Here is a 25,522-nt window from a genome sequence, read left to right as displayed (position 1 = left end):
GCTTCTGGGGATTTTGAGATGGTCAATGTGATTGCAGCCGCGAGCCTCGCCATTGGCGGCTACCTGCTGGTCAAGGCGGCGCGGCGCGAGATGGCCCGCGTTGAGCGCAAGGTGTCTGAGGCGGCCAGAAAGACGGCAAAGGGCGAGGCGATCCCGACCCTTGAGCGCGACCCGGAAACCGGCCGTTACCGCCCGAAGGACTGAGCCGGACGGGGAAACCCGCCCGACGCCTGCCCGCGATCCGCGTCGGCGCGGAAAACGCTGCCTGAAACGGAAGCGACAGGACCGTCGTCGACGTGTCCTGTCGCCTGCCTGTCAGCCGGCGATCTTGGAGAAGTCGGCGACCTCGCGCGTCGCCTCACGGATTTCGGCGAGAAGGCGCAGCCGGTTGAGGCGCAGCGCCGCATCCTCGGCATTGACGAGGATATCGTCGAAGAAGGTGTCGACGGGCGCGCGAAGGCCGGCGAGCGCCGTCATCGCGCCGGCGAAATCCTCTCGCGACAACGCCGCGCGGATCGCCGCGCGCGCCGTATCGATGGCTGCGGCGAGCGCGATTTCCGCCGGCTCGACCAGATGGTCGGCATGCGGCGCGCCCGTGATGGTGCTGCCGTCCTTCTTCTCCTCGGCGCGCAGGATGTTCGCCCCGCGCTTGGTGCCGGCGAGAAGGTTCGCTCCGTCCTCGGTTGCAAGGAAGGAGCCGAGCGCCTCGACACGCTTCACCACCATCAACAGGTCGTCCTGGCCGTCCAGCGCGAAGACCGCGTCGATGAGATCGTGCCGCGCGCCTTCCTCCTTCAGATGGACCTTCAGCCGGTCGGCGAAGAAGGCGAGGAGATCGGCGGCAAGCGCGTTGTCGTTGCCCGCCATTGCCGGGTTCGCGACTGCCAGCAGCGCGCCGAGCTTCAGCCTCAACCCGTTCTCCAGCACGATGCGGATCACGCCGAGCGCCGCGCGGCGCAACGCGAAGGGGTCCTTGGAGCCGGTCGGCTTTTCGTCGATCGCCCAGAAGCCGGTCAGCAGATCGAGCTTGTCGGCGAGCGCAACGGCGATGGCGACAGGGTCGGCCGGCACCGCGTCGGATGGGCCCTGCGGCTTGTAGTGGTCCTCGATGGCGACGGCGACCGAGGCGTCCTCGCCCTGCAATTCGGCATAGGTGCGGCCCATCTGGCCCTGCAGTTCGGGGAACTCGTAGACCATCTGCGTCGGCAGGTCGGCCTTGGCGAGCCGTGCCGCACGCTCCGCCTTGTCAGCGTCAGCGCCAACAAGCGGGGCGATCTCGCGGGCCAGCGCCTCGAGTCGGCGCACGCGCGCGCCCTGGGTGCCGAGCTTCTCGTGGAAGACGACGCTGTCGAGCTTCGGCAGACGGCTTTCCAGCGAAGCCTTCAGGTCTGTCTCCCAGAAGAAGCGGGCGTCCGAAAGCCGGGCGCGGATCACCTTCTCGTTGCCGGCGATGATCGTCGCTCCGCCGTCCGGGGCCTCGATGTTGGAGACGGCGACAAACCGGTTGGTGAGCCGGCCGGTGGCCGGGTCGCGCATGACGAAGCACTTCTGGTTGGCGCGGATCGTCAGGCGGATCACCTCGTCGGGAAGCTCCAGGAACGCCTTCTCGAAGGTGCCGACGAGAACCACCGGCCATTCCACCAGGCCGGCGACCTCTTCCAGCAGCCCCTCGTCCTCGACCAGCTCCAGCCCGAGCGCCATCGCCCGGTTGCGCGCGTCATGGGCGATGATGTCCTTGCGCCGGTCGGCGTCGAGCACGACCTTCGCCTTTTCCAGCTTTTCGGCGTAGTCCTCGAGCCGGCGCACCTCGAAGGCGTCGGGCGCATGAAAGCGATGGCCGCGCGTTGTCTTGCCAGAGCGGATGCCGTCGATCTCGAAGTCGATGACCTCCGGCTCCTCGGTCTCGGGGCCGTAGCTGGCGACGATGGAATGCAGCGGGCGTACCCAGCGCAGCTGCCCCGTTCCCCAGCGCATGGACTTCGGCCAGGGGAAGGTGCGGATGATCTCCGGCATCACGTCGGCGACGATTTCGCCCGTCGCCCGGCCGGGCTTCTCGATCACGGCGACATAGAAGTCGCCCTTCTTCGGGTCCGTAACGATGCTGGCCTCGTCGATGGAGGCAAGCCCCGCGCCGCGCAGGAAGCCCTCCAGAGCCTTTTCCGGGGCGCCGACGCGCGGTCCCTTGCGCTCCTCGCGGGTCGCTTTCGAGCCCGCCGTCAGACCGGCGATGTGCAGCGCCAGCCGTCGGGGCGTGGCGAAGGCCTTGGCGCCCTCATAGGTGACGCCCGCGTCGACCAGCGCATTGGTCACCAGCGACTTGAGGTTTTCCGCGGCACGGCGCTGCATGCGGGCGGGGATTTCCTCGCTGAACAGCTCCAGGAGAAGATCGGGCATCTTGGCGTCTCGATTGGTTCATGGGCGCGGCCGGTCGGCACGCTGAATGATTGCCTGCGTCCGTTAGCAAGCGGGGGCCGAAAAGTCACCCCCCGGCGCCGGCCGGGAGGTTGCGAATTTCGCGAGGGCGCGGTCCATCCGCGCCGTGCTTACCAGCCGCCGCCGCCGCCACCGCCGCCACCGCCGCCGGAAAAGCCGCCGCCGCCGGAAAAACCGGAGCTGGAGGATTTGGGCGCCGGCAGCGAGGAGGAAAAGCCGCTCGCCATCCCGCTCAGTGTGTCGCCGAAGGAGCCGGCGACGTCGCTGCTGTCGAAATGACGGCCCGAGTAGAAACCGGGATGGTAGCTTGCCGCCAATGCCGCTCCCTCCGCACTCGCAAGCCATGTCTGGAAGGCGCCCGACCACGGTTTCTCGACGCCGAGCGCAACGGCGAAGGGGAGGAGCGTCTCGAAATGGGAGGGGGACATTTTCGGCGCCCCTTCCATGTTCATCCGGTCCTTCTCGGCGACCGTCAGATACATCTTCAGGCCTTCGATCTCGTCCGTCACCTTCCGCCCGAGCGCTGTCGGGGCACCCAGAAGCCTGGCGAAGAGGACGTTGACCATGAGCAGCGCCAGCGCGATCATCGGCAGCACCGGCATGCCGCCGGAGGTGAAGACCAGGAACACGGTGCTGAAGATCAGACCGAAACCGAGGACGAAGAAGGCGACAAGGGCGAGAACGACCCGCTTGACGATGCCGCTTGCCCGGCGGAACGACTTGCCGAAATTGACCGAGGCGATCGTGACGAAGATGCCCATGAAGGCGACCGGGATGAGCAGTGCGACCTGCTCCTCGTTCAGGTCTCCGAAGACGAGAAGCACGAAGATCGACAGGACGCTGAGCGCGATGCCGGGGACCAGATAGAAGCGGTTCTTCTTGTAGTAGCGCTCGCGGTTCTCGCCCTCGATGGCCGCGCGAAAGGCGTTGCCCAGCTTCTGGATGGCCGGACCATTGGCCTTCTCGAGCGTCAGCGGTTCGCCGCGCGCGTCCATCCACTTGACGATTGCCGCCTCGCCGCGCGGCAGCCCGCCGCGCGCTCGGCTGTCGCCGCCCGGGCGCGACAAGGTCAGGTCGCCTTCCACGTCGTCGAAGTGCAGGTATCCCTTGACCGCCAGATTCAGGCAGGCGGCCGAAAGCGCCTTCCAGCCGCCGTCGCCGAAACCCTTGTCGGCGACATAGGCCGACAGCGCCGGCGACAGGCCGTCGGGTGCCTCGAAGCGCGGGAAGATGACGCCGGCGCGCGGGTCTCGTCCGACCGTCCGCCAGGCCCAAAGATAGTAGCCGAGAACCAGCAGCCCGCCGAGGCCGCCGAGAATTTCCAGCTTGTGATCGAGGAAGAAATAGCCGGCCTCGTCGCTGGCGGTCGGTTCCGCCACCGCCCCCTTCGGCATGGCGATGAGGACGCTCAGTCCCTCACGCGGCGCGAGCGGTCGCGTCGTGGAAAAGACCAGCCGGTTTCCGCCATCCTCCCGCCGGATCGTCGCGTCGCGCGCGGTCGAGCCATAGGCCCCGGTGAAGGCGTCGGCCTTTTCAGCCTTAACCCCGTCCGGAAGCACGACGCGCGCCGTCGCCGTGTCGATGGGAAAGGCCCACTGGTTGCCGGTGGCGTTCCAGTAGACCTCGTCGTGATCGGCGAAAAAGCGGACCTGGCGTGTTGTCTCGTAGACGATCCGGTAGCTGTAGATGCCCGGACGCAGGAACATGTCGGACGAGCCGATGTAGATCCTGACGCCGTCGCCCGAGCTGTTGGTGCGGTGCGGTTCCTCGTGTCCGTCGCGCTCGACCGAGACAAGATCGAAGCCGGCGCGTGCCCGCCGTCCCCCGGCTGCCTCGAAGGTGAGCGGAATGTCGCGGAAGATGCCGCGCCGGATCTCGTTTCCCTCCGCGCGCACGCGGATCGTTTCCGTGACGGTGAGCACGCCGTCGCGGGCAACGCGCACGTCGCTGTCGAAGGAGAGGATGCGTTCATCCGCATGCGCCGCGGCGCCGAGAAGGATCAGCAGCGGCGCGAGAAGGGCGAGGACGCGCGCCATCGCGGCAGGGCGGGAGTGCATGGCGGAGGCCTTCAGAACGAGACCTTGGGAACGGTGCGCTCCGCCGGGTCCTCGATTTCGAAATACTCTTCCTGGGTGAAGCCGAAGCGGCCGGCGACGAGGTTCGAGGGGAAGCTCTCGACCAGAATGTTGAGCGCCCGCACCGCGCCGTTGTAGTAGCGCCGCGCCATCTGCAGCGCGTCCTCGGCCTTTTCCAGGGAGGCCTGAAGGTCGCGGAAACCCTCGTTCGCCTTGAGGTCGGGATAGGCCTCGGCGACGGCGAAGAGCCGCCCCAGCGCCTGGGACAGCATGCCCTCCGCCTGGGCGCGGCCGGCGACGTCGTCGCGCGGCATACCAGCGGCCTTTGCGCGCATCTCCGTCACCGCCTCGAGCGCGTCGCGCTCGTGGCTGGCGTAGCCCTTCACCGTCTCGACCAGATTGGGAATAAGGTCCGTGCGTCGCTTGAGCTGCACGTCGATGCCGCTCCAGCCCTCGCGCACCATCTGCCGCTTCCGCACGAGGTCATTGTAGAGATAGACGAGGTAAAGGCCGATCAGGACGATCAGCCCGAGCACGATCCAGGTTGCCATATCGCGTAGTCTCCGTTCGCCCGCGCAGGAAGCGCAGGCTATTGCAAGTCTCGCGCAAGTGGAAACCGGATTTGCCCGGCCCGCTGTGACGGATGTCACGGCGCGGGGAGAAGCACCGGTTCGCCCGGCCTCGGCCGCCGGCGCGAACCGGGAATATCCGCTGCTCAGCCCGCGACGTAGCCGACGCCACCGGCTTCCGTCTCAAGGAAGGCGCCGCCGCAGGCCTTGGCCAGCTCGCGCACCCTGAGGATATAGCTCTGCCGCTCCGTCACAGAGATGACGCCACGCGCATCGAGCAGGTTGAAGACGTGGCTCGCCTTGATGCACTGGTCGTAGGCGGGCAGCACCATCTGGTGCACGGCGGCGCCGGTCGTCTCGCGGGCCCTTGCGCCCAGGTCGAGCAGGCGGCGGCATTCCTCTTCCGCGTCCTTGAAGTGGCGAAACAGCATGTCGGTGTCGGCATGCTCGAAATTGTGCCGCGAATATTCCTGCTCCGCCTGCAGGAAGACGTCGCCGTAGGTGACCTTTTCCGCGCCCTCGCGGCCGTTGTAGTTCAGGTCGTAGACGTTATCCACGCCCTGGATGTACATCGCCAGGCGCTCGAGGCCATAGGTCAGCTCGCCCGAAACGGGCGCGCACTCGAAGCCCGCGACCTGCTGGAAGTAGGTGAACTGCGACACTTCCATGCCGTCGCACCAGCACTCCCAGCCAAGCCCCCAGGCGCCCAGCGTCGGGCTTTCCCAGTCGTCCTCGACGAAGCGCACGTCATGGAGGTCCGGGTCGAGGCCGATGGCCTTGAGGCTCGCCAGATACAGCTCCTGCAGGTTCTCCGGAGAGGGCTTCAGGATCGCCTGGAACTGGTAATAGTGCTGGAGCCGGTTGGGGTTTTCCCCGTAGCGCCCGTCTGCCGGGCGGCGCGACGGCTGGACGTAGGCGGCTTTCCAGGGACGCGGACCGAGCGAGCGCAGGGTGGTCGCGGGATGGAAGGTGCCGGCGCCGACTTCCATGTCGTAGGGCTGAAGCACGACGCAGCCCTGGTCGGCCCAGAAGCGCTGCAACGTCAGGATGAGCCCCTGGAAGGAGTTCTCGGGCCGCATATGCGCGGCGACCGCGTCGCTCGTCATGTCTCTTCGTCCCCTGGTGAAACTCCGGCTGCCAGCCGGACCGCTCGGCGCAGGCAGGCGCCGGGCGGAGAGGTGCCATCAACCTTGCAGCGCGTCAAGGCGGAGCGGCTGCCGGAGCAAACGGTGAGCCTGTGCCGCACGTCACAGCGCTTGCAATGCCGTTGCGTCATTGTCTGGTCATGGAGGCGAGGAGAGCGCCAAGGCGCCGCCTCCACAACCCGGACCGGCCGGGATGATCCCGCCGGCCACTTGGAGGAAATGACGATGATCACCTTGAAAACACTTGCGATCACCGGCCTTACGGCCCTGTCGATCTGCAGCTTTTCCGCATCGGGCATGGCCCAGAGCGCCGGGGCCGGCGGCGGCGGTTCGAGCGCGGCCTCCTCGAGTGACGGCCAGGGCGGTGGCGGCTCGCGGACCTGGAGTTTCCGCGGTTCGGCGAACGGCCCGATCATCTGCGCCTCGGCGGCCTGCATGGCGCGCGCCGCCTCGCCCGCCGCTGCCGCCGGGACTCCTCCGAGCAACTATCAGCGTCCCGATCGGGTGCGCAATCTGCCGGCGGAGTCCTGCAACACGGTTCGCTATGTCTATCCCAACGGCACCGTGATCGTGCAGAAGGAATGCCCGCGCGCCGTCACCGGGGTGATGACCACCCACAGGTAGGACGCGTGACAGGTCGGGACGGAAGAGGGGGCTGCGCGGCGCGCGGCCCCTTCCGTTTTTAGGCAGGGCGTGTGCAATTCGTGCAATCTCGCGCCGGAATTTCGAAAACATGTCGCGTTCCGACGCGATTTCGTCATTCCGCCGGCTGGCCGGCGAGCCTTGCCACGGGCGCCTCGCGGATCGGCCAGTGGACCAGCGCCGCGAACAGCGCCAGCGCGATCCCGAGCCACCAGATGACGTCGTAGGAGCCGGTCTGGTCGTAGAGCCGGCCGCCGAGCCAGACGCCGAGGAAGGCGCCGATCTGGTGGAAGAAGAAGACGAAGCCGAAGAGGGTGGCCATGTAGCGCGGTCCGAACATGACCGCGACCAGCCCCGAGGTTGGCGGCACCGTGGATAACCACAGGAAGCCCATGGTGCCGGCGAAGATCAGCACGGTCACGGGCGTCGCCGGAACCATCAGGAAGAGGGCGATGGCGATGGCGCGGCCGAGGTAGATCGCCGACAGCAGGTAGGGCTTGGAGAAGCGTCCGCCGATGTAGCCCGACGCGAGCGCCCCGAAGACGTTGCAAAAGCCGATCAGCGCGATGGCGATGGCGCCCCAGCTCGCGTCGAGGCCAAGGTCGACGATATAGGGCGGCAGGTGCACGGTGATGAAGGCGACGTGGAAGCCGCAAACGAAGAAGCCGAAGGAGAGCAGCACGAAGCCGCGCGTGCCGAAGGCCTCGGCGATCGCCTGGCCGACGTTCTGATCCCGTTCCCCGGACGCTGGCGAATGCGGCGTCGGCTTGCCCTTCAGCGCAATCGCCAGGAAGGGCACGAACATGGTGATCGCGGCGAGGATCATCAGCGCCTGCTGCCAGCCGAAACCGCCGATCAGCCCCTGGCCAAGCGGCGCGAAGAGGAACTGGCCGAAGGAGCCGGCGGCGGTGCCGACGCCGAAGGCGAGCGAGCGCTGGGCCGGGGTCACGGCGCGACCGAAGGCGGCGAGCACCAGCGAGAACGACGAGAAGGCAACACCCAGGCCGATCATTACGCCGGCCGAGATGTAGAGCATGCCTGGCGTTTCGGCATTGGCCATGAGCACCAGACCGGCCATGTAGACCACCGCGCCGAGCGCGATGGTGCGCGCCGTGCCGTAGCGGTCGGCGACCATGCCGGCGATGGGCTGGCCGGCGCCCCACATCAGGTTCTGGATGGCGAGCGCCAGCGAGAACACCTCGCGCGACCAGTCGCGCGCCTCCGTCATCGGCGTCAGGAACAGGCCGAGAGCGGACCGCGGGCCGAAGCCGATCATCGAGATCAGGCAGCCGCAGACGATGATCAGCGCGAGGTTGGGGCGGTCGGCGAACCGGGAAGCACCGGGCGGTGCGGACGCAGGCGAGGAACGGGTCATGGACGTGGATCCTGTCGAGGCGACCGGAGCGTCGAACGCGCGCGCCCGGACCGCCCGGGATCACCGCCGCCGCCGAGTTCCCGGCCTCTGGTGGGAGCGTTCCCGCCGCGCGGCCAGGGCGCGCATGGCCCGGCGCACGAGGAAACCGTTGCCCCGATCATGGGGGGAAACCCGGATGCGGAAAAGCGAAAGATTCTGATCGGAACCATTCACCCTGCTCATGGGTGATCGGGAGCGCGGTCCGATGGAAGCATTCGCGCAAGCGCCTCCGGCAGAGGGCATCAAGCGGAACGAGGTCAGTCGCTTAGGTCGTGTGGACAAACCTGATCCATTGGCGGATCGTTGCGAGTTGCATGAAGCCGAGAAAGCTTGATGCCAGCTTGTCGTACCGGGTTGCGATGCGGCGAGAGTGCTTGAGACGGTTGAAGAAGTGCTCGATGCGATTGCGCAACGCGTACTTGGTCTTGTCGACCGGCTTCTGGAGCTTCCGGTTCGACTTGGTTGGAATGACCGGGTCGGCCCCGCGCCGTTCAAGGTCGTTGCGGATTGCATCACTGTCGTAGCCCTTGTCGGCCAGCATCGCGGTTGGATTGGGCGCCTCTTCCTGCATCAAATCCTCATAAGCGGCCATGTCCGAGGCCTGGCCGGGGGTCAGGCAGAAGCCGATGGCAAGACCCTGCGCATCCGTTCGGGTATGAAGTTTGGTAGTGAGCCCACCGCGCGAACGGCCAATAGCATTTCTATGAATCCCCCCTTTCCGCCGGCTGCGTGCTGGTGAGCTCTTACAATCGTGCTGTCGATCATCTGCATGGTGGCGTCAGCCACCTCGCTTCCGGCAAGCGCTGCCAGCATCACGTCCCATACGCCGGCTTCAGTCCAGCGGCGATACTGGCGGTGGATCGAGTTCCAGTTGCCGAACTCGTCCGGCAGATCACGCCACGGCGAACCCGTCCGCGTGATCCAGAAGATGCCGTCCAGAACCTTGCGGTGATCTTGCGGCAGACGGCCGCCACGTGAACGGTTCTCAATCAGGAACGGTGCGAAGAACGCCCATTCCACGTCGCTCATCAGCCCTCGAATCAACGCCGCCCTCCTCAAAGAGCAGCGTTGCATCACAGCTTTAGCGGATCGCCAATGCAGCAGGGAGGGGCCCAATTCACCCGAGACCAATCCTTTATCGGTGCTTGAGCTCCATGAACCGAATGCGGTTATTGAAGGGATCGATGACCTGTAGTTCTATCCGGTCCCCCTCATCCTGAAGTCCAGGCTTCATGTAGCGATAGTCCTGGGTCTGAAGCTCTTTGTGAAGGTTGCGGATGCCCGTCATATAGACGCACATGTTGCCACCGGGGGTGGCATCGCCAGCATGTTCCGACAGGTGCAGCCTGAGCCCTGATCGCGAGATCTGCATGTAGAGCGGGAAGTTGTCGCCGTAGCGGTGTTCCCAATCGACGGTGAAACCGAGAAATCCGAGATAGAACTCGTTCGCCTTCTCGACATCAAATATGCGGACGATGGGCACCGCCTGTTCGAGGGAAATCCCCTCGGAACGCACGGCCTCGTCATCGTCGACTTTCGCCGATAGGACATTCCAGTTCGGCAGCCCGAACTGGCGGGCGATGATTTCCAGTGCCTCGGTGTGGGTGATCGTCGCCCCACGCTCGGCAAGTGCTTCCCGCATGGCTTTTGCCATGGCCTTTGCATCGCGATAGTCGCGCATGTCCGTTTCCTTCGTCACGGCGAAGTCTTCGTCAGCGCCCGCATTACCAACGCCTTCGCCCGACGGTTGAACGGTCAGGAAGGATTGAGTGGGAGGCATTTGCCATGCCCCCTTCAGGGGGCGCGGGCTGCTGGCCGCCTCCAGCCATAAAGCCAGCTTAGCGATGGGGTCCGCTGTTGTCAGCAAAGAAGTTACACAACGGATATGGATCAGGTTTGTCCACACGACCTAGATTTGGGCCCCTCGAATGCGTCGGGAGATTTTCTCATTACATGAAAGAAAGAGAATTTATCAAATAAATATTATAATAATATTATGAATTCAGAATATATAATACATGATATATCAGTATTTTTTGAGATTATAAAAAGTTACGACAGCGTCAGCCTCTCGGCCAATCCTTTTGCGAAAGCGGTTTTACGATGCGACACACCGAGCCTGCGCGTCCCGGCATCCGCATCGAGCAGAGGCAGAAGCGTGAGGTCGTCGCGCCCGTCTCCATGGGAGAGCGGCACAAAAGCGATCCCCAGTCCTGCGGCAACCAGATCCAGCAGTTGCGTGTCATTCGTGGTCTGCGCGACGGGAGATACCAGCGAGGCCCCAAGCTCCATCTGATCCGCATTCGGGCAGTAGGGCCGATGAATCAAGGGATGATCCCGAAGGTCGGCCAGGTGCACTCCAGACAGGGCGGAAAGCGGATGAAACCGCGCGACGGCGACGCGAAAAGGCTCCTCCGCCAGCGGAATGAACGCGTGGTTATCCGGAACGCATGCGTCTGACAGATAGGCTATGTCGCTGTCGCGCGGCTTTTCGGTGAAGCTGAAGATCAGCGTCGCGAAATTCCGACGCAGACTGCTGAGCCCGGGCGCGATCCCCTGGATCAGAACGTCGGGCGCGCAATGGATTCGGACAGTTCGCTGCGGCTGGTCGCGCAGCCGCGTCTCCAGTGTGGCGAGATGAGTGACGCTCTGTTCGGCGTCTTGATAGAGCCTGCGCGCCAGCGGCGTGGGGGTCAGCCCCGTTTTCGATCGCAGAAACAGGGGCGCGCGCAGCTTTTCTTCCAGTTTCTGGATCGCCACTGACACCGTCGGCTGGCTGACGCCGTTTGCGCGCGCCGCCTGGCTGAACGTGCCGGTCTCGAATGCGCTGGTGAAGTAGCGCAGCGTGTTGAGGTCGATCATAGCAAATGACTATATCAAGGATAGTTAGAATAGCAATTTCATAACCATAGGCGCGGCTGCATATAGGCTTTGTCACAGCAAAAGGGATTTATGATCATGCAGATGACCCCCGCACGGCCGGAGGCGACAGCCATTGGGCAGATACTCGCCAAGTTCGTCGCCGGCGACCCGTCGCTCTTCGAGCTGATGTCGGACGATATCGATTTCCGCATCGACCACTTCCGCGACGCACTCGATACAAGCTGGCAGCAAGCCAAGTCCCGCGAGGCCCTGATGGCCGTGATCGGGCGGCTCGGTCGGGAGGTGTTTCCGAAAGGCACCGAGGCGCTTGGGATCGACAGCTACGCCTTGGGCGACGGCTGGCATCTGACCCTGTTCAATCAACGGTTCTTTTATGGCGAGAGGCAGCGTGACGTCACCAGCCTGACGTTCATCGTCTCGCACGAAACCGACGGCTTGCTGGATTTCTTCCGGGAGACAGTCACGAACATCGTGGACGTCTGACCGGCGGTCTCGTGGAGGGCTTGCCAGTCAGTTCGCACTCCAGTCAGGTCGCATATCCAACGGGACGCACATCGGTCCACATCCTAGCCGCCGAACGGCCAGAAGAGGCTTCGCCGGGGTGCGGCGGGGGGCGCTTCGGCGGCGTGGGCCGGATGCTCGCTTTCCTGCGCGGCACCTTCGGGCGGGTAGGGCAGGGCGTTCTCGATCTCGGCGATTTCCTCGGCGGTGAGATTGGGAAAGGGCAGGTGCCCGCCGCGACGCCAGCCGTCGACCTCCTCGGCGGCGCGCGTGCCCTTTTCCTTGTCGATCCCCCGGTCGCGGCCGAAGTAGAGGGTTTGCGCCGGATAGGCGAAATCCGTCCCGGAATTTGCGACGATGGTCATCATCCGCAGGAACAGGTCCTCCTGAATGGCCAGGAACTCGGACCAGTCCGTCGAGCGAATGTAGGCGAAGATCTCCACCTCGATGCGGTTGTGCTCCACGCCGGTGAAGCGCACGCGCGCCGGATCGGCCGTGACCCTGGGGTGACCGACGAGCAGCCTGCGAACCTCGGTGAGGACGAAGCGCAACTGGTCCGGCTCCGTCTCCGGGCGCAGCGCGAACGTGCGGCGCATGAGAATGCTGTCGCGCCTGGTGAAGTTCTCGAGGTGCAGGCCGACGAATTCGGCGTTGGGGATCGAGATCAGCGTGCGCTCGATTGTCCGGATGGTGGTCGCGCGCAGGCCGATGCGCTCCACCGTTCCGATCCGTCCGTCGAAGCGGCCAAACTCGCCGACATCGACCGGACGGTCGGCGAAGAGGATGAAGCCGGAGATGACGTTCTCCAGCGTCGAGCGGGCGGCGAGCGCGATCGCGATGCCGCCCATGCCAAGGCCGGCGAGCGCCGCGCCATAGGGAATGCGCAGCGCCTCGGCGAACAGCAGGATGTTGGCGCAGATGATCAGCACCTTGATCACGCCGACGAGCAGCGAGGCCAGGATTTCGCCGCGCGCGCTGATCAGCCCGGCGCGGTCGAAGGCCCTGTGGCCGTGATCGATGACCCAGAACTCGATGGGGATCGTTCCGACAATAATGGTCAGGACAGCGAGCGTCTTGACCACGCTGGCGAATTCGGATGGCAGGCCGAGGATCGCGAACCCGGCGTAGCTTATTGCACCGAACACCAGCAGGCGGATGCCCCACACCGCATAGGGCGCGGGCTTCTCGGCTCCGGCGTCTTGCCACAGCAGGCGGCGCAGCGACAGCAGCAGGAAGCCGCCGATGATGCTGGCGAGCGCGGCGCAGGCAAAGACGGTCGCCAGCGCGATCCACTGCCAGACCTCCAGAGGGCCGGCCGAGCGCAGGCCGGTCGGCGCGACTGCGGCGACCAGCGCGCGGATGCGAAAATAGGTCGCTTTCGAGTGGGCGTCATAGGGCAGGATGCGCACCGCCGGAGGCAGGTTCTCCGTCGCCGCATAGAGCGAGCGGATGGACCGCAGCGTCTCCGGGGTGAACTTCCATTTCAGGCCGTCCGCGGTCTCGGTCGGCGCCAGCACGATGTCGCCGGCGGCATGCATGAAATAGACGAAGGGTTCACGCGCTCCCGGGTCGTTGGGGATCTCCTGGAAGATCACCTCGCCGATGCGGGCAAGCACTTCGTTGAGATATTCGGCCGCCAGAACGGCCTCGCGGTCGCGCACCACGGGCGGCATTTCCGAAAGGTCGAGCGCGGCCAGGGCCGTGTCCTGCATCGCCGGGCCGGCGCGCATCGCGTCGAGAAATGCCTCCATGGTGGCACGCGGCGTGTCCATGGCAAGCAGGCCGACGCGCGGTGCGAGCCCGCTGTCCGCCTCCGACACGATCTGCTTGAGCATCGTCTTCACCGCCTCGGGCGAGGGCGGGACCATGAACCAGTCGTCATTGATGCGCCGGAACTCCAGCGGCAGGGTGCGCCCGTCGTAGCGGGTGAGGACCAGTTGCGCGCGCTCGCCCGACGGCGGACGGGTCTCGAAAATATCCGGATCGACCGTGAACTGGTTCATCAGCAGCGCCAGCGGCCCGAGTTCGCGGACGTGGTTGGCCTGGTCGTTTTCCGGGAAGACCATCAGCGCGATCAGGTCGTCCTGATATTCCAGCCGGCCGCTTTCCACCGCATCCGCGGCGACGAGAAAGGTGCGCAGGGTTTCCGCCGGCGTCGATTGCAGCGGTTTCAGGTTGCGTTCGTCGTCGGGCAGGATGCGCGATCCCGTCCACCACTGGTTCTTGCCGAAGCGGCCGATGAAGCTGCGTCCGTCCTCGGCGAGGATGAACTCGAAGGTTCCAGACCCCTTGGGCGCGGACCAGGTGCCGATCAGTCGCTTGCCCTCGACGCGGCCCTCGAGCATGCCCGTGTAGGCCGGATAGCGGCCGACGACCTTGTCCTCCTCCTGCTTCAGGTAGACGCGCGCGCCGCCACCCAGCCAGCGGGAATCCCAGATGCCGTTCCAGTCCTGCGCCGAGGTGGCCAGAGCGGGAGAACAGGCGAGCCAGCCGGCGAGCAGCGCAAGAACCAGGGCGCGTGCGGCAGGTGCGGACAAAATGCGGCTCGCGCAGAGGGGGCGCGGGGAAGAGGGCTGTGTCGATTGAAAGGCTCGCGACCGAAGCCGCCGGAAAAGGACATTACGAAGAAGCGGATGGTCCATCGGGGCCTGTGCCTGTCATGGTCGCGAGTTGGCCGTGGTGCTTGATTTTCAAGTTATTCAGCCATTTCCGTTTCGTCCAGCCGGCCGTCCCGCATCGGGCGTTGTCACGGCGACCGCGGAGGCCGCGCGCGCCGGTGCGCCTGACATTTGTTCATGTCCTACAAAAGGCATTGGCAAGCGGCATGCGCCTGCCTATATATGAGCACGAAGAGCATAAGCGTCGGCTAGGGCCGCGTTTTTTAAACCAGCATTTATGCTCAAATTGAGTATAAAGATTCGAGCCGCACAGGCCCGATGCAGGAGGACGGCCTGAAAGGGCCGGCCCGCACTCAGTCAGGGAGGTCGCCATGTCGACCATCGCACTTGCCACGGGCGCACTTGCCAACGACAGCGGCGCTGCCGCGCCGGTCCGTTCCGCGACCCGCGCGTTTCCGCCGGTCGAGCGTCCGGTCCTGGCCTTCACGGAGGAGGTGAAGGCAGAGACGGCCGAGGTCTACGAGAAGGTCAAGCACTTGATCCCGGAGATCGAATGGCCGCTGCTGGCGCCGGTGATCCACGCGATCAACAAGCTCAAGAAGCAGCGCAACGCGGTCATTCTGGCGCACAATTACATGACGCCGGAGATCTTCCACGGCGTCTCCGACATCGTCGGCGACAGCCTGGCGCTGGCCAAGGAGGCGGCGAAGTCCGAGGCCGATGTGATCGTCCAGTGCGGTGTGCACTTCATGGCCGAGACCGCGAAGATCCTCAATCCGGACAAGACGGTGCTGATCCCGGACATGAATGCCGGCTGCTCGCTGGCCGAGTCGATCACCGCCGCCGACGTGCGGGGCCTGCGCGAGAAATATCCGGGCGTGCCGATCGTCACCTATGTCAATACCTCCGCCGACGTGAAGGCGGAATGCGACATCTGCTGCACCTCGGCCAATGCCGTGCAGGTGGTGGAGAGCCTCAACGCGCCGCGCGTGCTGCTTATCCCCGACCAGTATCTGGCCGCCAATGTCGCGCGCCAGACGGATGTGGAGATCCTCACCTGGGCGGGTGCCTGCGAGGTTCACGAGCGCTTCACCGCCGAGGAACTGCGCGAGTACCGGGCAATCGAGCCGGGCGTCAAGATCGTCGCCCACCCGGAGTGCCCGCCGGAAGTGGTGGACGAGGCGGACTTCACCGGCTCGACCACGGGCATGATCGACTGGGTGAAGGAGCACCGTCCGGCCAAGGTCATGCTCGTCACCGAGTGCTCGATGGCCGACAACATCGCCTCCGCGACGCCCGGCGTCGACTATGTGCGGCCCTGCAACCTGTGCCCGCACATGAAGCGCATCACGCTGTCCAAGATCCTCGACGCGCTCGTGGAGATGAAGGACGAGGTGATTGTCGACCCGGTCATCGCCGCCCGCGCGCGCCAGTCCGTGGAACGCATGATCAACCTCAAGAGCTGAGCCTGCCAACGGGGCGCGGTCGATGGCCGCGCCCCGTTTTTCCTCGCAAGGCCGGTCCGCCGGACCGATGGCGCGAGGACATTCCTGAAATCGGCTCTTGATGATATGGCGCGAAAGACCGAGTCTGACGTGCAATCCCCCGCCGGTCCCGACAGGCAAGGCGATGCCGGCTCCCGGCACACCCAGGGTCACCCGACCGACGCTCCCTCCTTGCCGCCACTTGCGGCCTTCTCGGACCCAACCACATGACTTCCAACCTTTCCGCGACGACTCACATCGACGACGTCGTCATCCTGGGGGGCGGCCTGACCGGCCTTTTCTGCGCGCTCAAGCTGGCGCCGCGTCCGGTGACGATCCTGTCCACCTCGCCCATCGGCGAGGGCGCGTCCTCGGCCTGGGCACAGGGCGGCATCGCCGCCGCGGTCTCCGACGATGACAGTGCAGCAGCCCACGCCCGCGACACGATCGCCGTCGGCGGCGGCATCTGCGACGAGAACATCGTCCGCCTGATGACCCAGGAAGCCGGCGACCGGGTCCGCGACCTGCTCGGCTACGGCGTTCCCTTCGACATGGATCTGGAAGGCCGGCTGCAGCTCTCCCGCGAGGCGGCGCATTCGGTCAACCGCATCGTGCGCGTGCGCGGCGACATGGCCGGGCGCGCGATCATGGATGCGCTCGTCGCCGCCGTGCGCAAGACGTCGTCGATCCGCGTCGTCGAGGGCTATATCGGCGAAGAGCTGCTGAGCGAGGGCAAGCTCGTTACCGGCGTTCTCGCCCGGCGGCGCGGCGACCGCGAGCGGCTTGCCTTTCCCGCCCACGCAGTGGTGCTCGCCTCCGGCGGCATCGGCCACCTCTATGCGGTGACCACCAATCCGGGCGAGGCGAACGGCCAGGGCATCGCCATGGCCGCGCGCGCCGGGGCGGTGATCGCCGACCCGGAGTTCGTCCAGTTCCATCCGACCGCGCTCGACGTCGGCATCGATCCGGCGCCGCTTGCCTCCGAGGCACTGCGCGGCGAGGGCGCGACGCTGATCGACCGCGACGGCAAGCGCTTCATGCTCGACATCGATCCGCTGAAGGAGCTGGCGCCGCGCGACGTGGTGGCACGTGCCGTCTTCTCGCAGATCCGCGCCGGGCGCGGCGCCTTCCTGGACTGCCGCGAGGCACTGGGCACGGCCTTCGCGGAGAAGTTCCCGACCGTTCATGCCGCGTGCCTGCGTGCCGGCATCGACCCGGTGACACAGCCGATCCCGGTCGCCCCGGCCGAGCACTACCACATGGGCGGCGTGCTCACCGATGCCAACGGGCGCACCTCGCTCGACAACCTGTGGGCCGCCGGCGAGGTCGCCTCGACGGGCGCCCATGGCGCCAACCGGCTGGCCTCCAACTCGCTGCTTGAGACGGTGGTCTTCGCCGCGCGCGTCGCCGAGGACATCCAGAACCAGATGCCGAACCCGCGCACGGCGCACTGGCCCGGCATCGACGACACCATCCAGGAGCCGACGCGGCGCAACGAGGTGGAGCGCGAGGCGATCACCGTGCTGCGCGCGCAGATGGCCGCCGGCGTCGGCGTGCTGCGCGACGCCGACGGGCTGGCGGGAACGCTCGCCGTGCTCGACGCGCTGGAAGGGAACTGCCGCCGCCGCTCGATCCTCAACATGATCACCGCCGGCAAGCTCGTCGCCGCCGGGGCACTGCTGCGCACGGAAAGCCGCGGCGGTCACAGCCGCAGCGATTTCCCCGACGCCGATCCGGGCCAGGCGCATCGCACCTTCCTGACCATGCGCCAGGTCGACGCCATCGTCGCCGAGGCGGTGGCAAGCGAGGCCGGCCGCAAGGCCGTCGCCGAGAGGGGGCTCGCATGAGCACAAACGCCAGGGACGCAAGCGCGCATCTGCCGGTGCTGCCGGGGCTGATGGTGGAGGACGCGGTTCGCGCCGCCTTGCTGGAGGACTGGGGACGGGCCGGCGACATCACCGCGCAGGCGACGCTCGGGCCCAAGGTGTCGGCCACAGCCGTGATCGCGGCGCGCACCCCTGGCCGGCTCGCCGGTCTTGACCTGGCCGCCTGCGCCTTCCGTCTGAGTGATCCGGCGATCCGCGTCGAGGCGGTCAAGGCCGATGGCGACCGGCTGTCCCCCGGCGACGTGGTGATGCGCATCGCAGGACCGGCGCGCGGCCTGCTCTCGGCCGAGCGCGTCGCGCTCAACTATCTCGGCCACCTCTCCGGCATCGCCACGGCGACCGGCCTGTTCGCCGACAAGGTGGCCCACACCAGCGCCCGGATCGTGTGCACCCGCAAGACGACGCCGGGGCTGCGCGCCTTCGAGAAATACGCCGTGCGTTGCGGCGGCGGCGCCAACCACCGGTTCGGCCTCGATGACGCGGTGCTGATCAAGGACAATCACATCGCCGTCGCCGGTGGCGTCGCAAGTGCGATCGCGGCGGCGCGGCGCTTTGCCGGTCATCTGGTGCGGGTCGAGGTTGAGGTCGACACGCTCGACCAGCTGCGCGAGGCGCTGGAGGCGGCCCCCGACGTGGTGATGCTCGACAACATGACGCCGGCGATGATGCGCGAGGCGGTGGCGATCACCGGCGACCGGGTGACGCTTGAGGCCTCCGGCGGGGTCAATCTCGACACGGTGGCCGCCATCGCGGAGACCGGCGTCGACCTGATCTCGGTCGGCTGGATAACCCATTCCGCCCCGGTGCTGGACCTGGGGCTCGACATCGTCATCGCCTGAGCCCGATCAGGCTCAGGCGATTGCCTCGTCCGAAGCGCCCTTTGCGCGTGTGTTTGGGGTCGGCAATCGCGCCACCACGGCACGCTCTTCCTCGGCCGTCTCGTCTGCGCCGAAGCTTGACACCGCAAGGCCGCTCGCCTCCGCCTTGGAGCGGTGCTTCAGTCGCGCGATGTGGTTGCTGAGCAGATCGAGATTGCCGATGGAAATGCCCTTGGGCAGATGCAGAACGGCCATCGAGGTGGTCAGCAGCGGGTAGATCTGCGAGCGGCCGCGACGGTCCTCGGCGACGATGAAGCCGCGCTTGCGGTGGTCGGCGCTGTAGAGGCTTTCCACCTGACGGGCGAACTCCTCGCGCATGTCCGCCATCAGCCGGGTCACCCGTTTCGGCTCCCAGCCGTCGATGCCGACGAAGAAGTCGTCGCCGCCGACATGGCCGATGAACTGGCGCATCCCGCCCAGGCGCCGCTTCAGCAGATCGGAGAAGAGGATGATTGCCCGGTCACCGATGCGGAAGCCGTAGGTGTCGTTGAACGGCTTGAAGTTGTCGAAATCGATGTAGCAATAGGCGCGGTCGGTCTCCGGGCTGGCGCTGGTGCGGGTGACGTGATCCGAGATCGCCGAATTGCCCGGCAGCTTGGTCAGCGGGTTCTGGTCCTGGGCGATCTGCAGGCGCGCCTCGTTGGAGATCTTCAGCAGCGCGGTGGTCGACAGCCATCCGGCGTAGGTGCCTCCCTCCGTCATCAGGATGCCGTCGCCGAGCTCGGTGCCGCCCGCGTCGACGAGCCGCTCGAGCGGCGCCTGCATGTCGGCGACGGGACAGGAGCGCACGAAGCCCTTGAGGTGGTTGTCGATGGTCGGATTGAGCAGCAGGTCGCGCCCGTAGGACATGTAGAGGAAGCTCTTGAGATCCCGCTCGCGAATGATGCCGACCGGCTCTTCGTTGCCGTCCAGCACCGGCAGGACCGATTGGGTCGGATTGGCCCTGAACACCTCGAGTGCGCGCGCGACGTTCTCATGCGCGTGGATCGGCGCAAGATGCTCCATTTCCTGGTCGAGGAAATCGCGGTCGGCCTTGCGCTTGCCCTCGAGCCTGCGGTCGACGGACTGCGGCAACGGGTAGTTCGGCCGCACCATCGCGGGATCCTCCAGCGGGCGCGAGATCAGCGAGCCATGGACCAGGTCACAGCCGACGCTGCGGCAGGCCTGCAGTTCGGCGATCGTCTCCACACCGGTGGCGATGACACGGATGCCGAGCACATGGGCGAAATCGACGAGGCTCGACACGATCAGCCGCTTGCGGGCGTCGCTCTGCAGCGCGGTGATGAAGAAGCGGTCGATTTTCAGGATGCCCGGCTCGAGCTGGTAAAGGATGCGAAGCCGCGCGTAGCCGCGCCCGAAATCGTCGAGCGCCAGCGTGAACCCTCGTTCGCGGGCGGCCTGGGAAAAGAGGGTGAGCGCCTCGTCGGCCCCCTGACGCTCCAGGTCCGGAATGTCGATGCAGATGTTCCAGGCAGCCAGGCCCTGTGCCGTGGCGGTCTCCTGCATTGCGTCAAGCGTCGCGCCCTTGGCCAAGAGGCCGCGCGGGTCGAGCTTGACGAAGAGCCGCGTGCGCACGGCGCTCGGCAACCTGGAAAACGCCTGTATCGCCTTGCGCTGCACCAGCAACTCGACGTCGGCGACGCATTTCATCGTCTCCGCGTGGTCGAAGAGGTCGCTTATGCTGGAAACTCCGAGCTTTTCCAGGTCCGTGTATGTTGTCTCGAAGCCGTAGATGTCGCCGGAATGAATATCGACGACGGGTTCGAACGCGCAATCGAGAGCGGCCTCGACCTGAGCCAGAAAACGGCCAGGCACGTGCGAGATCCGCCGGTTGGCAGAAAAAGTCATGGCATCTATCGCCCACAGTCTTTCGCACGCCTTGTCGGGCGTGCGCGAAAAATGCGGCTCGGGCGCGCGCGATCCGCGCGTCCATAGTCGGGGTCGTTAAAATCGATGTCGCGCAGGCGGTCCCCCCGTCCGCAACGACGCAGAGCACGCGGCTTCAAAATCTCTGCCCCGCCGATCAGGAGCGGGGGCCGGTGGCCGCGGTGCACCGGGTCAGGCGCAAGTGTCTCCTGCCCGGGCGCGCCTTCAATAGCTGCAATCTATGAAAGGAGTGTTTCAGTCTCAGCAAAAAGACGTAGGGGGAGTCACATTTTCAGGAAACCGGGGCTTGCCGGGGACGGTGCGGCAGCTGTCTAGCTCCAGCCGCCGCCGTAGGTCCGGTAGAAGATGTGCTGGCCGATTTTCTGAAGCCGCTTCATGTGACGGGCCCAGCGCGGCTTCACGTAGGTGGCGTGATAGTGGGTCGATGCGCCGACCTTCTCCAGATAGCGCTGGCCCGACACGGTCTCCCGCGCGACCTTCTGCGCCACGTCCCAGCGTTCCTTCTCGTTGATCTGATCGCGGATGCCATCGCAGGCAAAGGAAAACTGGCAGCGATTCCGCAGATGCCGGTTCTGGTAGACGACCTTGCAGATGGTGGGCGGATAGGCCGGATTGCGCACCCGGTTCAGGACCACCTGGGCAACGGCGACCTGGCCGTCCACCGGTTCGCCACGAGCCTCGAAATAGACGGCCTCGGCCAGGCAGCGCTGTTCCTTGGAGGTGACGACGCTGGCCGGCAGCGGCCGCTTTGCCCACCAGTAGGGATCGCTCTCGCTGTTGGCCTCGAGTGCGGCTTCCTCGCTTGCCCCGATGCCGACATTGCCGCTCAGCAGTGCCTCGAAGGGCGCGCGGATGTTGTCGATGCCGTTCGGCGCGTAGGCGGAAGCGTAGGAAACGCTGGTTGCCGCCACATTGCGCGCCATGGCGAGACGGGCGAGGTCCAGCGGGTTGCCGGTTGCGCCGCTTCCGCCCTTGCCAGACGAGGCGATGAGCGAGGAGGCGGCCGGGATGGCGGAGCGGACGAAGGCGACACGGGGAAGCTCGGCCGGACTGCCGGCGGCGAGCATGCTGCCCATGTAATAGACGGTGCCGGAGGCGGCATCGACCATCTGCCGGTCGGGGGCCATCGACACGAAACGGTCGCCCTTGCGGGCGCGGTTGATCGGCGTCTTGTCGGGCGCGGACCTGGGCGCGCTTTCCTTGACGAAGACCTCGAGCCCGCGCACCACGGCCGGGTCGGTGCCAGGTGCTGCGTTGGTGACCGCGTAGTCGGGTGTGTCGGCGGAAGACTGCTTCGAGGCATCGGCGAGAACGACGCTGGGTGTCAGGCTCGAGATGTGGGGGGAGGCCTCGATGGCCGACATCCAGCGCGGCGCCTGGCCGCGGCTTGCCTCGATCAGTGCGGAAATGTCCTGCTGGGCAACGGCGTTCGTCCAGGCGAAATAGACGAAGGGGGCCGCCGCCGCGAGGAGGGCGAGCCGCCGGATGCGGGACGGTGCGCGGCGTCGAACGCCGGGCGTCCCGGGACGGCTGGGTACATATATGCGAGCCGTGCCATGCATACGCGGCAACTCCGGTCCTTACGCGAAAACTCGATGCGACCCGGGCGTTCAGCCGTCCGGCGCGATAACCATGATCGTCGTCGTTTAACCTTGAAAGAGAGTTAATGGCGGACAAGACCCGCGGAACCGGTGGGCTCGCGCCGTCTCAAGGGGGCGATCTTGGTTAATGCGATCGCCGTGGCAAGCGTCTTGCCGGACAGGGATTTTCGCGCGCAGCACCGCCCTGCGCCCAAGCCGGCGGGGAGGGGAGAAAAAAATTCGAGGGGGCTTTTCGTCAGAAGGGGGCAGGCGCGTCGAAGCGAAGCCTGGCGCCGCCGACGGGATGGCGTATCTCGAGCGTGGCCGCATGGAGCTGGAGCCGGTCGGCCGCCGTTAGCGCCGTGCCTGTGGCATAGAGCGGGTCGCCGAGGATCGGGTGGCCAAGCGCCAGCATGTGCACGCGAAGCTGGTGCGAGCGGCCGGTGACGGGCGAGAGCTGCACCCGTGTCGTGCCGTCGGCGGCCCGCTCCATCACCTGGTAGTGGGTGACGGCGCCACGGCCGCCCTCATGGTCGACCATCTGGCGCGGCCGGTTGGGCCAGTCGCACGACAGCGGCAGGTCGATGGTGCCTGCATCGGCCCGCAGATGGCCGGCGACGCGCGCCACGTAGGTCTTGTTCACATGCCGGCGCTCGAACTGCAGGCCGAGATGGCGGTGCGCGGCCGGGTTCATCGCCAGCACGAGCAGGCCGGAGGTGTCCATGTCGAGACGGTGGACGATGCGCGCACCCGGATGGCGCGCCGCCGCGCGGGAGGCCACGCAGTCGGCAAGCTCGGCGCTCTTGCCCGGCACCGTGAGAAGCCCGCAAGGCTTGTCGAGGACGAGGATGTCGTCGTCGGCATGGACCACCGCGAGAAAGGGCGCGGTCGGCGGCGCGTAGACGCGCGGGGCGGGCGGAGTTGCGAGCATGCGCCCTGATAGCCTGCCCGCGCCGGCCTTGCCAAGCACGGGAAAGGGCGCGCGGTAGTGGCGTCACAAATTTTCTACTTTTAATTGTATTTTTGACCGTTGCATGCAAGGTTGACTGCCTGCTGGACACGCGTGTGGGGTCCGGCTCGGGAGCCGGAAAAGCCGGTGCTCCCGGCGTCGTCGGGACAGTTTTCCCCGGGCGTCGCGATCCCGCCGCCTCACGCGGGGGCGAGCACCCGCAGTTCCTCGAAGTGCTTCATGTCCTCGAAGCTGCAATAGGCGGGAGGGGCAAGCTCGAGGGTCGGTGCCTCGTCGCGCAGGCGGGCGACGATGTCGGGAAGCGCCTCGTCCCAGGCCAGGATCGCCTCGTCGGAAAAGCGGCGGAGCACATAGGCGAAGGTGATGTGGTAGCGGTAGCTGTCATGGTCGGGATGGCGGTAGCCGAAGGCGCTGGCCAGCCGGTCGCGCCACTCCTTCAGACAGGCCCGGTCGGCCGCCGTCGCGCCGTCGATGGTCAGCCCCTCGGGCGTCGCATCCGTCACCGTCATCGTGAAGGGGCCGGGGGCGGCGAAGCTCTCGAGCTTGCGCAGGTAGTGAGCGGTCATGTCCTCGATCGGCGTGTCGAGCGGCATGTCCTGCGGCCAGAAGGGAACCGTCCGACGGTACTCGATGATCCCCTGGAACAGCGTCATGTGCAGGCTGGGGACCGGCGTGAAGGCGAGGTTTTCGCGCGCCTCCGGCAGGTCCATCAGGCTTTGCCGTGCCGCGACCACCGCCCGCTCGCTCGCCGAGCCTTTCAGCAGGTGACAGACGATGGTGTTTCCGGGCTCCGGCAGGAAGGCGCCGGTCGCGTCGTAACGCCGGCCGAGATGATGCAAGGGGCTGGTGTCGAGCGTGCGCGAATAGGGACGCAGGTGCGGCAGCAGGTCGTCGAGGGACATTCCGTCATCCATGTGCGGGAGGGATTTTCAGGGCGCGCCGGGGCAGGCTGGCGGCGCCTTGCGGATCCGCGAGGCCGAAGGGGCGATTGCCGAAGTCCATGGGTCCTGCCTCCCGGCGCTTGCGCAAAAAAGGGGTCAGCGGCCGCCGACGCGCAGTCCGAGCGCGGGGCGCTCCTTCAGCACCTCGTGACGGAAGCGGAAGAGGGCCGCCGGGCGGCCTCCGGTGCGGGTCGAGGTCTCGCCGGTCGGCTCCACGAGTTCGGTGTTCTCGACCAGCCGACGGAAGTTCTGCTTGTGCAGGTGGCGGCCGGAGATCGCCTCCACGCAGCGCTGCAACTCGGTGAGAGTGAAGCTGTGCGCCATCAGCTCGAAGACCACCGGCCGGTACTTGAGCTTGGTGCGAAGGCGCGAGATCGCGGTCGCCAGGATGCGCCGGTGGTCGTAGAGCATCGGCTTGCCGAGCATTGGCATGTCGGTGTGCTCGAGCGCCGCCGGGCGGCCGTCGCGGCGTGACTCCTCAAGCAGCCCCGCCTCGTAGAGCAGCTCGTAGCGGTCGAGCGCACGCTCCTCGTTCCAGATGCCGTCCTTGACGTCGAAGGCCTGGTGCACCCGGTCCTCGCGGGTGTTGGAGCGCGGCGGCGCGTCGTCGGGAACCGGCGAGACCATCCAGCGCTCGAGCGCCGGCAGGATCTCCTGCTGGACGATGGCGGGCATCCCCGAGCGCCAGTCTTCCCAGGGGAAGAACGTGTACCACGAGCGCCAGCGCGCCGCCTGCAGCGCCATGGCCTCGTCGGACCGCGCGGTCTGGCGGGCAAGGGCGAGATAGCCGACGGAGACCACATGCGGTCCGGCGTCCGGATGGATGTGGTGCCGGCCGCGGTCGCCGAATGTGTAGAGTTGCTCCACGTAGCCGAGCTTCAGCGCCGTCTGTTCCTCCACCCACTCGCGCAGACCAATCTCGAAGGTGCGATGCCGCATCGGGTCGAAGGGGCCGAAGGGCAGGGCGGGCGCCTCGCCCTCGTCGGGCACGGGAATGGTCAGCACCTGCGGCTGCGGATCGGCGACGGACACGATGACGGCGTTGAGGCCGATCTCGATCATCGCGAGGTCCCCGGCCCGGGGCGGGCAAGGCCCAGCGGAACGTCAAGGCTGAAGGGCGCTCCCTCGAAGGCATCGGCTCCCCGCCCGATGGCGCGGATCGCCTGGACCATGCGGCCGCCGCGCCCGAGCCGGTCGTCGGCGAGCGCGACGAGCCGGGCGTTGGGCGTGGCGGAGGGGGAGGCCTCGCGCAGGCGCGCTGCAAGCCGGCGTTCGCTCGCCTCCGGCGACAGCGCGCAGCAGGCGATGAAGGCGGCGGCCGTCGACCGGCTGATGCCGGCGAAGCAATGGATCACCATGGGCTGGGTCCGGTCCCAGGAGGTGACGAAATCGAGCAGCCGCTCGACGTGCTCGACACCGGGCGGCGTCAGGCCCTCGGCCGGCACGGTGATGTCGTTGAAGGCGAGGAAGAGGTGATCGTCGGCCGCGATGGAATGCGGGCGCGGCACGTCGGTTCCAGCCGTGATCAGCGTCACCAGGCGCCGGGCGCCCGTGCGTTCGACCGTTTCGGCAAGCCGTGCCAGCGAGCAGACCGTGATCATCGCGCCTCCTGTATA

At 66.5% G+C, this 25,522-nt stretch carries 20 protein-coding genes and 1 pseudogene; 6 read left to right on the top strand and 15 right to left on the bottom strand.

The window, feature by feature from the left end; genetic code table 11:
- Window positions 1-18: 18 nt before the first annotated feature.
- Window positions 19-204, top strand: a complete 186-nt coding sequence (locus ACSLUQ_RS11265; protein ID WP_417772440.1) for a hypothetical protein — start codon at window positions 19-21, stop codon at window positions 202-204.
- A 111-nt stretch (window positions 205-315) separates the two neighbouring features.
- Here the strand turns inward: ACSLUQ_RS11265 and glyS are convergent, their stop codons facing one another.
- The 4 genes from glyS to ACSLUQ_RS11245 all read right to left on the bottom strand — a co-directional run bounded on the left by glyS (window position 316) and on the right by ACSLUQ_RS11245 (window position 6,156).
- Window positions 316-2,394, bottom strand: coding sequence for a glycine--tRNA ligase subunit beta (glyS, locus tag ACSLUQ_RS11260; RefSeq protein WP_461808584.1), 2,079 nt, complete (start codon window positions 2,392-2,394; stop codon window positions 316-318).
- Between the two features lie 149 nt (window positions 2,395-2,543).
- Window positions 2,544-4,469, bottom strand: coding sequence for a DUF2207 domain-containing protein (locus ACSLUQ_RS11255; protein ID WP_461808983.1), 1,926 nt, complete (start codon window positions 4,467-4,469; stop codon window positions 2,544-2,546).
- Window positions 4,470-4,501: 32 nt separating this feature from the next.
- On the bottom strand, window positions 4,502-5,059 hold the full coding sequence (locus ACSLUQ_RS11250) for a LemA family protein (RefSeq protein WP_417772442.1): 558 nt from the start codon (window positions 5,057-5,059) through the stop codon (window positions 4,502-4,504).
- A 164-nt stretch (window positions 5,060-5,223) separates the two neighbouring features.
- Window positions 5,224-6,156, bottom strand: coding sequence for a glycine--tRNA ligase subunit alpha (locus tag ACSLUQ_RS11245; RefSeq protein ID WP_417772564.1), 933 nt, complete (start codon window positions 6,154-6,156; stop codon window positions 5,224-5,226).
- A gap of 291 nt (window positions 6,157-6,447) precedes the next feature.
- Between ACSLUQ_RS11245 and ACSLUQ_RS11240 the strand changes: the two genes are divergently transcribed.
- Window positions 6,448-6,846 carry a hypothetical protein gene (locus ACSLUQ_RS11240; protein WP_461808583.1) on the top strand — a complete coding sequence of 133 codons (399 nt, stop codon included), beginning with the start codon at window positions 6,448-6,450 and terminating at the stop codon, window positions 6,844-6,846.
- A gap of 133 nt (window positions 6,847-6,979) precedes the next feature.
- On the opposite strand, the gene ACSLUQ_RS11235 is transcribed toward ACSLUQ_RS11240, so the two are convergent.
- The 4 genes and pseudogenes from ACSLUQ_RS11235 to ACSLUQ_RS11220 form a co-directional block, all read right to left on the bottom strand.
- Window positions 6,980-8,239 carry an MFS transporter gene (locus ACSLUQ_RS11235; protein ID WP_417772444.1) on the bottom strand — a complete coding sequence of 420 codons (1,260 nt, stop codon included), beginning with the start codon at window positions 8,237-8,239 and terminating at the stop codon, window positions 6,980-6,982.
- A gap of 304 nt (window positions 8,240-8,543) precedes the next feature.
- A pseudogene (locus ACSLUQ_RS11230) lies at window positions 8,544-9,307 on the bottom strand (IS5 family transposase).
- A 106-nt stretch (window positions 9,308-9,413) separates the two neighbouring features.
- Window positions 9,414-9,959, bottom strand: a complete 546-nt coding sequence (locus ACSLUQ_RS11225) for a glyoxalase superfamily protein (protein WP_461808982.1) — start codon at window positions 9,957-9,959, stop codon at window positions 9,414-9,416.
- Between the two features lie 371 nt (window positions 9,960-10,330).
- On the bottom strand, window positions 10,331-11,140 hold the full coding sequence (locus tag ACSLUQ_RS11220; protein ID WP_461808582.1) for a LysR family transcriptional regulator: 810 nt from the start codon (window positions 11,138-11,140) through the stop codon (window positions 10,331-10,333).
- Window positions 11,141-11,236: 96 nt separating this feature from the next.
- On the opposite strand from ACSLUQ_RS11220, the gene ACSLUQ_RS11215 reads away from it, so the two are divergent.
- A complete protein-coding gene (locus tag ACSLUQ_RS11215) occupies window positions 11,237-11,644 on the top strand; it encodes a hypothetical protein (RefSeq protein WP_461808581.1) in 408 nt (135 codons plus the stop codon).
- Between the two features lie 83 nt (window positions 11,645-11,727).
- On the opposite strand, the gene ACSLUQ_RS11210 is transcribed toward ACSLUQ_RS11215, so the two are convergent.
- A complete protein-coding gene (locus tag ACSLUQ_RS11210; protein WP_461808580.1) occupies window positions 11,728-14,199 on the bottom strand; it encodes a mechanosensitive ion channel family protein in 2,472 nt (823 codons plus the stop codon).
- Window positions 14,200-14,651: 452 nt separating this feature from the next.
- Here ACSLUQ_RS11210 and nadA point away from each other — a divergent pair, with 452 nt between their 5' ends.
- The 3 genes from nadA (at window position 14,652) to nadC (ending at window position 18,489) form a co-directional block, all read left to right on the top strand.
- A complete protein-coding gene (gene nadA / locus ACSLUQ_RS11205) occupies window positions 14,652-15,746 on the top strand; it encodes a quinolinate synthase NadA (protein WP_417772448.1) in 1,095 nt (364 codons plus the stop codon).
- A gap of 245 nt (window positions 15,747-15,991) precedes the next feature.
- Window positions 15,992-17,611, top strand: a complete 1,620-nt coding sequence (locus ACSLUQ_RS11200; RefSeq protein WP_461808579.1) for an L-aspartate oxidase — start codon at window positions 15,992-15,994, stop codon at window positions 17,609-17,611.
- Complete coding sequence (gene nadC, locus ACSLUQ_RS11195) at window positions 17,608-18,489, top strand: carboxylating nicotinate-nucleotide diphosphorylase (protein ID WP_461808578.1); 882 nt, start codon at window positions 17,608-17,610, stop codon at window positions 18,487-18,489. The genes ACSLUQ_RS11200 and nadC overlap by 4 nt, the downstream gene beginning before the upstream one ends.
- 12 nt (window positions 18,490-18,501) lie before the next feature.
- On the opposite strand, the gene ACSLUQ_RS11190 is transcribed toward nadC, so the two are convergent.
- The 6 genes from ACSLUQ_RS11190 to ACSLUQ_RS11165 form a co-directional block, all read right to left on the bottom strand.
- Window positions 18,502-20,376 carry an EAL domain-containing protein gene (locus ACSLUQ_RS11190; protein WP_461808577.1) on the bottom strand — a complete coding sequence of 625 codons (1,875 nt, stop codon included), beginning with the start codon at window positions 20,374-20,376 and terminating at the stop codon, window positions 18,502-18,504.
- 350 nt (window positions 20,377-20,726) lie between these two features.
- Complete coding sequence (locus ACSLUQ_RS11185; RefSeq protein ID WP_461808576.1) at window positions 20,727-21,977, bottom strand: cell wall hydrolase; 1,251 nt, start codon at window positions 21,975-21,977, stop codon at window positions 20,727-20,729.
- Window positions 21,978-22,251: 274 nt separating this feature from the next.
- Window positions 22,252-22,926, bottom strand: a complete 675-nt coding sequence (locus tag ACSLUQ_RS11180; protein WP_417772453.1) for an RluA family pseudouridine synthase — start codon at window positions 22,924-22,926, stop codon at window positions 22,252-22,254.
- A gap of 218 nt (window positions 22,927-23,144) precedes the next feature.
- Window positions 23,145-23,867, bottom strand: coding sequence for a DUF1868 domain-containing protein (locus tag ACSLUQ_RS11175; RefSeq protein ID WP_461808575.1), 723 nt, complete (start codon window positions 23,865-23,867; stop codon window positions 23,145-23,147).
- 135 nt (window positions 23,868-24,002) lie between these two features.
- Window positions 24,003-24,968, bottom strand: a complete 966-nt coding sequence (locus ACSLUQ_RS11170) for an NUDIX hydrolase (RefSeq protein ID WP_417772455.1) — start codon at window positions 24,966-24,968, stop codon at window positions 24,003-24,005.
- Window positions 24,965-25,507, bottom strand: coding sequence for a tyrosine phosphatase family protein (locus tag ACSLUQ_RS11165; RefSeq protein ID WP_461808574.1), 543 nt, complete (start codon window positions 25,505-25,507; stop codon window positions 24,965-24,967). Before ACSLUQ_RS11165 ends, ACSLUQ_RS11170 begins: the two co-directional genes overlap by 4 nt.
- Window positions 25,508-25,522: the final 15 nt, after the last annotated feature.

Source organism: Stappia sp. ICDLI1TA098, from assembly GCF_054880955.1.
Note: the sequence above shows the minus strand (reverse complement) of the source record. Positions and strands in the feature narration are given on the sequence as shown.